10 protein-coding genes, 1 tRNA gene and 1 pseudogene are annotated in these 11810 nt (G+C 34.3%); 6 read left to right on the top strand and 6 right to left on the bottom strand.

What is annotated here, in order from left to right; all coding sequences use genetic code 11:
- Nucleotides 1-8: 8 nt before the first annotated feature.
- Together AAGD79_RS00110 and AAGD79_RS06930 are read right to left on the bottom strand one after the other, a co-directional pair.
- Nucleotides 9-1355 (bottom strand): IS110 family transposase, encoded by a 1347-nt coding sequence (locus AAGD79_RS00110; RefSeq protein WP_341811129.1) that lies wholly within the window; start codon nucleotides 1353-1355, stop codon nucleotides 9-11.
- A gap of 493 nt (nucleotides 1356-1848) precedes the next feature.
- Nucleotides 1849-1983, bottom strand: a pseudogene (locus AAGD79_RS06930) (DnaJ domain-containing protein); the annotation flags it as partial.
- A 609-nt stretch (nucleotides 1984-2592) separates the two neighbouring features.
- On the opposite strand from AAGD79_RS06930, the gene recA reads away from it, so the two are divergent.
- The 6 genes from recA (at nucleotide 2593) to plsY (ending at nucleotide 8732) form a co-directional block, all read left to right on the top strand.
- Complete coding sequence (recA, locus tag AAGD79_RS00100) at nucleotides 2593-3660, top strand: recombinase RecA (protein WP_341811382.1); 1068 nt, start codon at nucleotides 2593-2595, stop codon at nucleotides 3658-3660.
- Between the two features lie 187 nt (nucleotides 3661-3847).
- Nucleotides 3848-4540: a phosphatidylserine decarboxylase gene (locus tag AAGD79_RS00095; protein WP_007548750.1), complete on the top strand. Its 693-nt coding sequence runs from the start codon at nucleotides 3848-3850 to the stop codon at nucleotides 4538-4540.
- Nucleotides 4537-5307 (top strand): CDP-alcohol phosphatidyltransferase family protein, encoded by a 771-nt coding sequence (locus tag AAGD79_RS00090; RefSeq protein ID WP_015589351.1) that lies wholly within the window; start codon nucleotides 4537-4539, stop codon nucleotides 5305-5307. Before AAGD79_RS00095 ends, AAGD79_RS00090 begins: the two co-directional genes overlap by 4 nt.
- A gap of 22 nt (nucleotides 5308-5329) precedes the next feature.
- Nucleotides 5330-6673, top strand: a complete 1344-nt coding sequence (locus tag AAGD79_RS00085) for an alanine/glycine:cation symporter family protein (RefSeq protein WP_213863214.1) — start codon at nucleotides 5330-5332, stop codon at nucleotides 6671-6673.
- 1 nt (nucleotide 6674) lies between these two features.
- Nucleotides 6675-8141 (top strand): alanine/glycine:cation symporter family protein, encoded by a 1467-nt coding sequence (locus AAGD79_RS00080; protein WP_155969383.1) that lies wholly within the window; start codon nucleotides 6675-6677, stop codon nucleotides 8139-8141.
- A gap of 33 nt (nucleotides 8142-8174) precedes the next feature.
- The gene (gene plsY / locus AAGD79_RS00075) at nucleotides 8175-8732 is read left to right on the top strand and encodes a glycerol-3-phosphate 1-O-acyltransferase PlsY (protein WP_341811381.1); all 558 of its coding nucleotides are present in this window, start codon (nucleotides 8175-8177) and stop codon (nucleotides 8730-8732) included.
- On the opposite strand, the gene AAGD79_RS00070 is transcribed toward plsY, so the two are convergent.
- The 4 genes from AAGD79_RS00070 to AAGD79_RS00055 form a co-directional block, all read right to left on the bottom strand.
- A complete protein-coding gene (locus AAGD79_RS00070) occupies nucleotides 8723-9616 on the bottom strand; it encodes a hypothetical protein (RefSeq protein WP_341811380.1) in 894 nt (297 codons plus the stop codon). The two genes, plsY and AAGD79_RS00070, sit on opposite strands and share 10 nt — an antisense overlap.
- Nucleotides 9610-10599 (bottom strand): hypothetical protein, encoded by a 990-nt coding sequence (locus AAGD79_RS00065; protein ID WP_341811379.1) that lies wholly within the window; start codon nucleotides 10597-10599, stop codon nucleotides 9610-9612. The genes AAGD79_RS00070 and AAGD79_RS00065 overlap by 7 nt, the downstream gene beginning before the upstream one ends.
- 52 nt (nucleotides 10600-10651) lie before the next feature.
- Nucleotides 10652-11563 (bottom strand): cation diffusion facilitator family transporter, encoded by a 912-nt coding sequence (locus AAGD79_RS00060; protein WP_083250476.1) that lies wholly within the window; start codon nucleotides 11561-11563, stop codon nucleotides 10652-10654.
- An 11-nt stretch (nucleotides 11564-11574) separates the two neighbouring features.
- Nucleotides 11575-11647, bottom strand: a tRNA-Val gene (locus AAGD79_RS00055).
- Nucleotides 11648-11810 lie beyond the last annotated feature (163 nt).

The raw sequence follows: 11810 nt of genomic DNA, 5'->3' as shown, positions 1-11810 counted from the left end.
AAGAACTTCTAAGAAACTCTTTCTGCTAGTAGCTCTTTTTTAATCAAGACACAACCAAATTCACTAGCTTTCTTGCTTAGAGTCTTCACTATTTTTTCCTTATATAACTTTTCATAGTAATCAATGCCCTTCTCTACATATTCCTGTCCATACTTTAGCATACTATAAAAAATGCACGCCAATTTCCTAGCCGTAGCGGTAATCGCTTTCGGTGCTCCTAGTCGTTTTTTTAACCTTCTGCAATATGCACCAATCCCACTGTTGCTTCTTGACACACACTGGGCAGCCATCCTAAAAGCATTTGCAGCACGAGCAATAACTTTGCGAGTTCTCGTCCCAAATACTTTTTCCCCTGTAACTTTATTAGCAGGACTTAGCCCCAACCAAGAAGTAAAGTGCTTCTCTGATGGCCATTTATCGTGGTTCAAACCAACTTCTGAGATAATTGTTTGTATAGTTAGCACATCAAGCCCAGGAACTTTAGTAAAATCAATACCGGTTACTCTATACAGTTCTTCGTGTAAAGGAAAGTCTGGTCTGTTTTTTGAAAACCTATTCTTTATTTTGCTGCATCGCTTATTCTCGTCAGATTTTGTTTCAAATGTTTTGTAATATTGTTCGATGCTTTTGTCGCATTCTGCTATTTTTTCCTGATAAATATTATACAATTCAAATTCTTGCTTTAACACAAATAAGAGTTCCTTTCTGTAGTCGCCTTTTAGCGCTTTTGCCATGGTAGATCTATCATTTCTTATCCGTACATCTCTCAATTCTGATAATTTTTCAGGATTCCTTTCACCTTCAATTATTGCTTTGATAATTTGCATACCGGTCACTCCAGTAATATCACTTATGACTTTGTGTAATTGAACGTTCATTTGAATTAACGCTTTTTGCATACGTAGAATATGTGTGGATGCACTTTCAATCAGGTTGCTACGTTGCCTAACGTAATTACGCAACACACACATTTGATCATCAGGTCTAAACGACCCATGGAGTAATCCATAGCTGTGTAATTGTTGTAACCATTGACAGTCTTGAACGTCGGATTTTCTACCAGGCACGTTCTTAATATATCGTGCATTTACCAATTTTACCTCAAATCCATATGACTCAAGTATTTGAAACAAAGGAATCCAATATACTCCTGTTGATTCCATAGCTACTGTTCTAACTTTACATTTCTTTAACCACCCTGCTAAGTTATGAAGATCAACTGTAAAGCATCCAAATTTTTTGACACGTTGTTCATCTCTTCCTTCAGGTACACATACATAATGTACAGCTGAGCCGATATCAATTCCTGCTGTATCAGGATTCACTATTTCTAGTTTACTTTTTGCCTTTATCATGGTAATTATCCTACTATAACTTATAATGGAGAAGCACTTAAGCTTGGGACGGTTAGATTATACAATCTTCTAATCGAGGTAGTCATAATAGACTCCATCAGTGGTTTAACCGTTCCTCCAAAACCACGCTCCTAAACGGGCACTTAAGCACCATTGATCAGTCGGTTATAACTGCAGAAGTACTTCTTGATAAATTATATATAAAAATTGCTATGGAAGTGAAGAAATAGTTTCTTTCCGGTTTAACAAGATTTTTTTCTTGTTCGACGCTCCTAAGAGATTTGAATAAGAAGAATATTTTACATAAGCAGTTACATTATTGTTAATTGACTGCTGCTTATTATAGAGTTTATTTCTGCACTTATCATCTAAGTATTTTTGCAATTCTTCATAACTGCGACTCCACAACTTACCGCGTAATTCTTTTATTGAGACCTTTCTCCAATGGCTCTATTATAAATTCTTCAAAAAATGGCTTATTTAATGCAATAATCTTAAATTTCTCCTCCGCTTCTTTATTGTTTGGGTTTTTATCTGAGTGATATTTTAACGATAATTTACGGTATTGTTGACTAAGCTTTTTCTTAATATTCTTAATGTCAGAATTTACCACATCCTCCTTTTGAATATTAAATGTTAAAAACAACTGCTTTAAAGCGTGGTACTCATTTTCATTCAAAACATTTCTAGCTACATTACACCTACAAATTAACTAACTATTAATGTTCTATAATATACATATTTCCAAACTATGTCAATTATTTTATAAATATCTCTGGTAAAAATTATTTCTGTTATGACTAGCATGATAAGTGTATGAAGCGACTAAAATTGTTATTACAGCGCTTAGTGTATGACAGTGCTCCAACATTTAGGGTTGCAGTTTGCATGGCAGATCTGAGTAGCTGACCCATCTAAGAGGTGTCATCCAAGTAGCTGACACTGGAATGGCTTTGTTGCATTGCACCTTATACGGTAGTAATTTACAATAAATTCATGTAGCCATTTCGAATTTAGTCATTTCAGTGTTGGCTACTTGGATGACACCAACTGCTATGCTGCAAATTGCAACGTTCGTACACTAAAGTATAGTGTGTTACTAACGAAGGCAAACAAATATCTGCTTTATGAAAACGTTAATATTTTTCATTGAAATAATACATAAATACTAGAAAAACCTTGGCAGGTTATTCGCGTTCGATTATCATAGAGAATTATACAAATTAATAAATGATCTATGGCAAGTAACCCAGAAGAAAGAAATAGTGATAAACAAAAAGCGCTAGATAACGCAATAAGCCAGATTGAAAAAGCATTCGGTAAAGGTGCAATAATGAAGTTGAAGCAAAACCCTGTAGAAAAAATAGACACAATATCCACAGGATCAATTGCGCTTGATTCGGCTATAGGTGTTGGAGGTCTGCCAAAAGGGCGTATAATTGAAATATTTGGTCCCGAGAGTTCTGGTAAAACCACTCTTGCCTTGCACGTGATTGCTGAAGCACAAAAAAAAGGAGGATCATGCGCATTTATCGATGCAGAACATGCATTGGATGTCTTATATGCTCGTAAACTTGGGGTAAGCACTGATGATTTAGTAATTTCACAACCAGACACTGGAGAGCAGGCGTTGCATATTGTTGAGTATTTAGTGTGTTCCGGTGCGGTTGATGTGATAGTTATTGACTCTGTTGCAGCGTTAACCCCAAGAGCTGAAATTGAGGGTGATATGGGTGATCAACACATGGGGCTGCAAGCAAGGCTTCTAAGTCACGGGCTACGGAAACTAACCTCTGCCGTTTCAAAAGCGAACTGTATATTGATATTTATTAATCAAATTCGTATGAAAATAGGAGTAGTGTATGGAAATCCTGAAACTACCACGGGTGGAAATGCATTAAAATTCTATACTTCTGTAAGGCTTGATATAAGAAAAGTTGGTGTAATAAAAGACAAAGAAAATATTACAGGTAATGAAACAAGAGTTAAAGTTGTAAAAAATAAAGTTGCTCCTCCATTTAGAGAAGCGAAATTTGATATAATGTACAATGAAGGTATATCAAAACTCGGAGAAATAATAGATATGGGAGCAAAGCTTGGTGTGCTTGAAAAAGCAGGCGCTTACTATTCATATAACAACACACGTCTTGGGCAAGGAAGAGAGAATGTAAAAACTTACCTAAAAACAAACAAAGAAGTCGCAAATGAAATAGAAACGAAAATCAGAGATTTACTCAGAAATCATGATAATTCTATCATAATAGACGAGGATAGTGAGCAACTTTTAGAAGAATCAGTTTTCTGATCTAAACTTAGGCATTAGATTTTGTGTTGGACGGGTTGTTACAGTATGACGGTAATTCTATGTGCTAATATAACAATCTGTAATGTTACCTTGTATCAAAAAGACTTTGCTGAAGCAGTTAAAAAAAGCTTTTCATGAGAAATTATAAATGATAAATTGTTAACAATAGGTTATTGTTAATAAGATTATGTGTTTTGGTTTACCTAATATAAACAGGGAAGGTTATTCATTTATAGTAGTTTCCTTTATAGTAACGTGTATAGCATTCTCTATATCTTGGGGGTTTGGCGTTACGTGCTTGTTTCCGACATTATTGTGTACTTATTTCTTTCGTGATCCAGCAAGAGCTGTGCCAAACAATAAGAATCTTATATTAAGTCCTGCTGATGGTGTGATTTCAAAAATTGAAGAAGTTAATTATCCTTTATCAGCAGAAAACGGAGAGGAGAAGAAGTTTACGCTTGTTAGCATATTTTTAAGTGTTTTGAACGTCCATGTGAACCGTATACCAATATCTGGTACGATAAAGGAAATGAGTTATAAAAAAGGCAAGTTTGTATCCGCAATGAGCAATAGGTCTAGTAATGAAAATGAAAAGCAGGTTATTGTAATTGAATACGAAAAGGGGAAAGAAATTATTGTGGAGCAAATAGCTGGATTAATTGCACGTCGTATCGTTTGTAATTTAGGAATATCCCAGAACGTAAAAGCAGGTGAAAGGTTTGGAATTATAAGGTTTGGCAGTAGAGTGAATATCTACGTTCCTGCTGATACAGAAGTCAGAGTTTCAGAAGGGCAAACTGTTATTGGTGGTGAAACAATTATAGCAAACTTAAATAAGGAAAACGTTCAAGAGAAGCTTACTTTTGACGTTATATGAATAACGATGGAAGTAACAGTAGATTCTTACCTATTACTAAATTATTCCCAAACTTTATAACTTTATTGGGTTTATGTTCTGGTCTCACTTCACTTAAATTTACATTTAATGAACAATGGGAATTCTCAGTAATTTTTATCATCATTGCAGCAATAATAGATGGAATGGATGGCAGAATAGCTAGAATTCTAAAATCAACTAGCGATTTTGGAGCTCAGCTTGATTCTTTTGCAGATTTTCTAAATTTTGGTGCAGCGCCTGCATTTCTTTTGTATTTTTGGAAGCTAAACGAAATCAAAGTCATAGGTTGGATTTTAGTAATGATATACGTAATCTGCATATCAATAAGACTTGCAAGATTTAATGTTTCGCTACACTCAGAACAACCATACTGGGAAAAATTTTTCTTTTCTGGTGTTCCAGCTCCAGTGTGTGCTTTACTTTCTTTGTTACCAATAATTATTACCTTTCAATCTCATGAGAGTGAATACTTACTTCTCATAGAGCGATTTTTTAACACAAGAAACGTAGCTTGTTACTTTCTGGCCATTTCATTTTTTTCGATAAGTCACATTCCAACTTTCTCTGCAAAATATATTTATATTCCCAAAAGCCTATCCTATATATTTGTGTCATTTTTTGGAGTACTTATTGTATTTTTCATCAGTAAGCCCTGGATGACTCTACCAATTTTAGGTATAGTGTATACACTTACTATTCCAATAAGCATCGGGTTTTACATATATTTTACATATAAAACTCGTTAGCTAACAAAAAATAGAAAACTGCATGATTTTGAAGATAAGTGAACTATTAAATTCATTTCTGTATATAAAGATATTCAACATTCCATTTATAATTATTTGGGTAATTGCAACTGGAATCTTTTGTACTGCCCAGTTCAAATTCATTAACTTTAGGTTACTTAAATATGGAATACAGACGCTATTCAATCTAAAGTGTAATAACAGCAACAATGGCATAATCACTCATATTCAAGCGTTTGCAACAGTAATTTCAGGAACAGTTGGTCTTGGAACAATATCAGGAGTTGCAATAGCTATCACAATAGGGGGCCCAAGTGCAGTTTTTTGGATGGTAATTACCGGAATACTTGGTATGTCGATAAAGTTTGCCGAGGTGGTGCTTGCATTTACTTATCGCTCTGAAAATACAACTGGCGGGGCTTTTTATTACATGAAGTACGGGCTTGCAAAAATTGGATTTGCAAAAACTGGTAGATTTCTTGCCTTCACTTATGCGATTATGCTACTTATTGCAATGATTTTGGGCGGTATACCATTTCAAGCAAATCAAATAGCAGCACTATCAAATAACCTCCTAGAATACAACGCATCCATTATTATATCCCTGCTTGTCTTTATTGTAATATTGGGAGGAATAAAGCGCATTGCTTTCGTTTCAACGAGCTTAACACCAATTATGATAGTGCTATATGTGGGTATGTGTATATATTTAATTTATGTAAACGGAAGTAATTTGCTGAATGCTCTATCCATAATATTCCAAGATATCTTCAATAAATCAGCTATAGGAAGCGGAGTATTGAGCGGATTAATAGCCGGAGTGAGAAGATCAGTGTTTGCTAACGAAGCAGGTACCGGAACAGCAGCTATAGCACATTCAGCTGTAAAAGAAGAAGATCCAATTAAAGTTGGGTGCGTTGCAATGATTGCACCACTTATAGACACAATATTAATCTCATTTTTGACTGGTATTGTGATAATTATCACTGGTATGCATAGCACTGATAACGTGGGTGATATTACACTAATTAGTTCGATATTTTCAACAGCTTTGCCCTTGTTCAGCAAGTTAGTTTTTCCGCTAATGATGTTTTCCTTTGCATTTTCCACAATAATAGCTTATTGTTACTACTGTGAAGTTGCTTTGCTGTATTTATTTGGTAGTAAAAAAATACTGATACCGTTCCAAATTCTTATAGTGGTTTCAGTGTATATCAGCTGTATGTCAAAGAATATAGAATTTATATCTTATCTAGGTGACAGTTTGTTTATGTGCCTTATGATTCCAAATGCTGTTGCAATATATCTACTAAGAAGGGAAGTTTTGAATACAATAGATTCTTATTACAATTCTAAAGGGTATTAACATGATTTATAGATTGCTTTGTATGGTGTTATTTTGCCTATTGTTTAATGATGTGTACGCTGCTTCAGGTTTTTACGAAAGTTATGACGCTGTGTTGAATGGAATAAATAACTTCATGAATGAAGTACTGTTTTTCAAGATCCTTTACGTGCCATTTATAATCCTTCTACTAGTTTTTGGTTATGTGTTTCTAACATTACGTTTTGGATTTCTCAACATAAGAATGTTTAAGCATGCGTTTGCTATTTTATGTGGAAAATATGACACGAATCACCATGATGGTCATATTACGCATTTTCAGGCATTTATGACTGCACTTTCAAGCACAGTAGGCCTTGGAACTGTTGCTGGAGTCGCAATTGCAGTTTCAATGGGTGGACCAGGAGCGGTGCCTTGGATGATGATTACAGGTTTTTTTGGTATGTCAGCAAAATTTGCTGAGGTAACGTTGGCGTTTAGACATAGAACAGAAGATCAGGACCAATTGTTTAGTGGTCCCTTTCAGTATATAAGGAATGGTCTGGAGGAATTTGGATTTAAAAAACTTGGTATTGTGCTGGCTGCCATGTATGCAGTATTCTTTGTATTATCAGGTCTTGGTGGAAGTGTAGCGTTTCAAACCAACCAAATGGTTTCAATATTATCTGGCTATTCAAGTTGGGTAGATGGTCACTCTTGGTTTCTTTCTTCCATAATTTCTGCGCTGCTTGCTCTAGTGATTATTGGCGGAATTAAAAGGATAGCTAGAGTATCTTCTGCACTAGTGCCTATTATGTCACTTATATATATCTTTAGTTGTATTATTATTATTGCATTTAATATTCATAACCTTGGTTATACGTTGAAAATATTATTTTCCACTATGATAGATTTCAATGCTGTTGGCGGAGGGATGGTAGGAGCATTTGTTGCTGGAATTCAAAGGGCAATCTTTGCCAGCGAAGCAGGTGTTGGTTCTGCTTCAATTACTCATGCAACAACTAAAGATGAAGAACCAGTAAGAACTGGACTAGTCGCTATGATAGAACCATGCTTTGACACAATGTTAATTTGCTGTTTAACAGGAATAACAATAGTAATAACAGGTGCATACCAAACAGGTGTTGGTGAGGGAATATTAATTACTCACAAAGCATTTGAGACAGTTTCTCCATGGTTTCCTATCCTTCTAACAGTAGCTGCTCCTTTGTTTGCATTTTCTTCAGTAATTTCGTTTGTATATTGTTGTGAAATGGGGTGGCTATATTTATTCGGTGCAAAAAGTATAGTGATATACCGCATAGCGGTAATAATTGTGGCGTTTTTCTCTGGTCTTTCTAAAGATATAATGGCTATTGCCAATATCGGTGGAACTTTATTCTCTTGTTTAGCTCTCATCAACATGACAGCGCTTATACTGTTTAGTAATCAGATTAACGATGAAGTTCAGTGCTACCTAAAAAGGCTGAGGAATAATAAAATTAATTAGGTTCTTGGTATAACGGAAAAGTATGTAGTCCTTATGCTGTCCTACATACTCGGTTCAATACCGTTTAGCTTAATCATTACAAGAATAAAAGGGATAAACTTAAGAGAAGTAGGTTCAGGAAACATTGGTGCTACAAACGTTGCAAGGACGGGAAATAAATTTCTTGCTGCTTTGGCATTATTTCTGGATTCCTTTAAGGGATTTATTGCCGTTTATATAGCACAACAATTTTGTGATAATAACGATTTTTATATATATGTATCTGCAATTTTAGCAGTTTTAGGACACATGTTTCCTATTTGGCTAAAATTCAGTGGAGGAAAGGGCGTTGCAACCACTCTAGGGATACTGATAGCATTTAACATCGATATTACTTTAGTATTCGTAATAATTTGGATAATAGTCTTTCTTGCCTTTAGATACTCTTCCCTTGCTTCACTCAGTGCTACTTCAACGGCTGTAGCATGGTCCTTTTTTTTTCAGAGGAATTTGTTCTTAACATTACTAATTATAGGAGCACTGCTCTTCCTAAAACACCACAGAAATATTGTGAATCTTCTGCAAGGTAAAGAGTATAAATTTTATAGATAATGTACTGCCAAATTATTGACACTTAAACTACGAGACAAATTGCTTGACGGTATGATTTTGTCCTCTTTGTTTAAGTCTATGATTTTTGCTTTTGTTATATTCTCTACTTCTTGAGGTGTTAAAAGACCATCTTCAATGAATTCCTTTTTTGTTTCTCTTATTTTTTCATAAAGTTGAGTAACGTGATCTTTATTTCCTTCATATACACTTTCAATTTCTAACTCTAGCTTATGTGAAGCTCCTTTTTTTAACATTTCATCCATTGCTGCTTTTGTTACTTTTAACCTTTCTTGCAAAATTTTCTTTATTTTTTCCTTATCATTTTCGTTATTTTTACTGAGTTCTACATATACCCTATAACATCTTTTTTCTCTTGGGAGCATTCTTAACCCATCTAACATGCTAATTATCTGACCTTCAATAGTCTTCTCAGCCTTTAATTTAAATTCTGCTACTTCTTCTTCTATTATCTTATTAGCTATTCTCTTAGCTCCATCCAAAGATGAATCCTTGAGAGAAAAATCTGTCTCGAGTAGATCTCGATTTAATAGCTCTAAGAATACTTTTTTTCCGATGTTTTCGAGTAAACTTTCTTGGTCATCTAAATCATGCTCCTGCAGTTTATTTCTCATGTGCTGAACCAGCTCACAACATTGTAATTTATTTAACTTTATAGAGCTAATATTTTTCATTAACGTCAGCACAATTTGTTCACTATATTGAGAAGTAATACTCAATAATTTTCTCATTAAAGGAATACTTACTTCTGAAATAAAATCATCAACTATTTTTTGACTTTCATCGTCTTCATAACCATTTTGAACGTCATACCAAGCCTTAAGAATTTCTTTATTGTTTTTCTTGTTTTTTAACCTGTCTAACATAAACTCACGTGCTTTATTTTGTGCTTCTGAGAGCAACATTTCCCTTGGGGGAGTAATCTAATTTCTGGATCAGGATGAATACCCTCTAGCGTGCTTAACATTCTATAGATAATACCGGTGAAGCAAGTGTTAGGAATTCGCTCTTTTCTAGAGAAAGTTTGGCTATCAATTAAATTAGAAATCAATGCATCCTTTTTACTCTTAACGGCTTCTCCGTCTCCATCATTGCAAGCCCTTAAAACTAAAAGCAGAACCTGCCCACCTGTAAAGCCGGAGCTATGCTTTTGATCATCTTTGCAAAAGTCATCTAAAAATGCAATTACTCTTCCTTTATCCTCATCACTAAACTCATATGAATTGTTTATATATCCAATGAATTGAATATATTCATCATTTTTGATTACGTCTTCAGGTACTTGTTCACTATACTTACCTTTTAATTTATCAATATTTTTAATGATATCATCATTTAATTGATGGGGCAGTAAATGTTCAAGCTTAACATCAAAACTATTAACCATACCACGTAAATTCTCTTTTATACCTTCCAAAAAGAAATTTATAGAAGCTTTAAGCAGCGTAAATGGGTTAAAATCTTTTGGCCTTAGTTCACTCTGCAATAAAATTAATAGCATTGTAAGTGGTATAGTTCCCAGTAACGAAATAAGCAAGAAAGTGGTAGTGAAAGTTAGATATGTTATGAAAGCAGAAAACAAGAGGAAGGCTGCTACCTTGATTGTATTGTTTTTAAAAAATATTTCCCAATATTCCCTTTTGCTCATTTTTTGCTGTTTTGCCGTTTTTATTTCTTTGTAGATATAAAGAGTTTTAATTTCAGACCTGAAGAACATAGTACCAAGAGAAAAAAGAACATTAACAGGATTAGTGATAATGCTTAACGAGACAAAAGCTCCAAAGTAGCTAACAAATTTTAGCTTACTAGAATCCTTTGAAGGAAATTGTATTTGAGAAATACCTATCATAGCTTACCTTCAACATCATTACACTCTAGTAATAGCATAATAATTTAAAACGTCAATGTTTAAGTATCTTATTATCCGCACACTCATCGTATTCGATCTCGACTGTAGAGTGTGCTATCTCGAACTTATCTAGCAATATTTTTTTTATTTCATATAAAACATTGGTGTGCTGCACATTTTGCTTTATTTTAGCATGCATGGTAATTATAAAATAATTATCAGACAGCGACCATGTATGTATGTGGTGCACATCTATCACTTCAGGTAATTCTGATGTGATCTTACTTTTTATCTCTTCAGCAGATATACCCTCAGGCGTACCTTCAAGGAGTATATGGCAAGAATTTTTGAGAATTTTATAGCCGCTATTTAGAATTATCACACTAACAAATACTGATAAGATTGGATCTACTATTTGCCATCCAGTAAGCATGATAATTATAGATGCAAGTATAGCAGCTACAGAACCTAAAATATCTCCTATAACGTGTAGTACAGCACTTTTTATGTTTATATTGCTCTCGCATTTACTATGTAATATAAAAAAGACTATTATGTTAGAGACAAGACCGAGTGTAGCAATTATTAACATTACTTTCCACTCAACATTGACTGGAAAAATAAACCTCTTTATTGACTCAATTATAATGATTACTGCAATGAGGAATAGAGTTAAACCATTAACAAATGCTGCAATTATCTGCAACCGATGATATCCGTATGATCTCTGCAAATCGGATTTCTTAGCTGAAAACCTATGTGCTAACCAGCTTAAAACCAAGGCAAAGAGGTCAGTGAGCATATGCCCTGCATCTGATAATAGAGCAAGCGAATGTGAAATTATTCCACCTACTATTTCCATAAACATTGTTATCGCAACTATTATTATGGAATAGATTAAGCGCTTGGACTGCGCTGCTGAGTGTTTACCGTTATGCACTGCTGTCATATAAAATCTTTTCATAAACAAAAACGTGGGTAACACTGGGTTCGAACCAGCGACCGCTTGCACGTCAAGCAAGTGCTCTACCAACTGAGCTAATTACCCATCGTGGTTTTAGTATAGTGCTTTGGTGGAATGAAAGTCAATAAACCACTTTGCTTTTGTCCTTGTCCAATGTGATTCCGGAATATAGCTGTATAGAATTTCAGCCATATTCTAAATTTTACATATTAAGTTAACTATCTATACTTTATTTATTAAGATATAA

Origin of the sequence: Wolbachia endosymbiont (group A) of Oxytorus armatus, assembly GCF_964027005.1 — a bacterium.
Lineage (GTDB): Bacteria > Pseudomonadota > Alphaproteobacteria > Rickettsiales > Anaplasmataceae > Wolbachia > Wolbachia pipientis.
This window is presented reverse-complemented; position numbering and strand designations above follow the sequence as displayed.

Bases quoted from the DNA above. Each gene is read 5' to 3' on its own strand.
- AAGD79_RS00110 (WP_341811129.1), bottom strand. From the start codon at position 1,355: ATGATAAAGGCAAAAAGTAAACTAGAAATAGTGAATCCTGATACAGCA.
- recA (WP_341811382.1), top strand. From the start codon at position 2,593: ATGGCAAGTAACCCAGAAGAAAGAAATAGTGATAAACAAAAAGCGCTA.
- AAGD79_RS00095 (WP_007548750.1), top strand. From the start codon at position 3,848: ATGTGTTTTGGTTTACCTAATATAAACAGGGAAGGTTATTCATTTATA.
- AAGD79_RS00090 (WP_015589351.1), top strand. From the start codon at position 4,537: ATGAATAACGATGGAAGTAACAGTAGATTCTTACCTATTACTAAATTA.
- AAGD79_RS00085 (WP_213863214.1), top strand. From the start codon at position 5,330: ATGATTTTGAAGATAAGTGAACTATTAAATTCATTTCTGTATATAAAG.
- AAGD79_RS00080 (WP_155969383.1), top strand. From the start codon at position 6,675: ATGATTTATAGATTGCTTTGTATGGTGTTATTTTGCCTATTGTTTAAT.
- plsY (WP_341811381.1), top strand. From the start codon at position 8,175: ATGCTGTCCTACATACTCGGTTCAATACCGTTTAGCTTAATCATTACA.
- AAGD79_RS00070 (WP_341811380.1), bottom strand. From the start codon at position 9,616: ATGTTAGACAGGTTAAAAAACAAGAAAAACAATAAAGAAATTCTTAAG.
- AAGD79_RS00065 (WP_341811379.1), bottom strand. From the start codon at position 10,599: ATGATAGGTATTTCTCAAATACAATTTCCTTCAAAGGATTCTAGTAAG.
- AAGD79_RS00060 (WP_083250476.1), bottom strand. From the start codon at position 11,563: ATGAAAAGATTTTATATGACAGCAGTGCATAACGGTAAACACTCAGCA.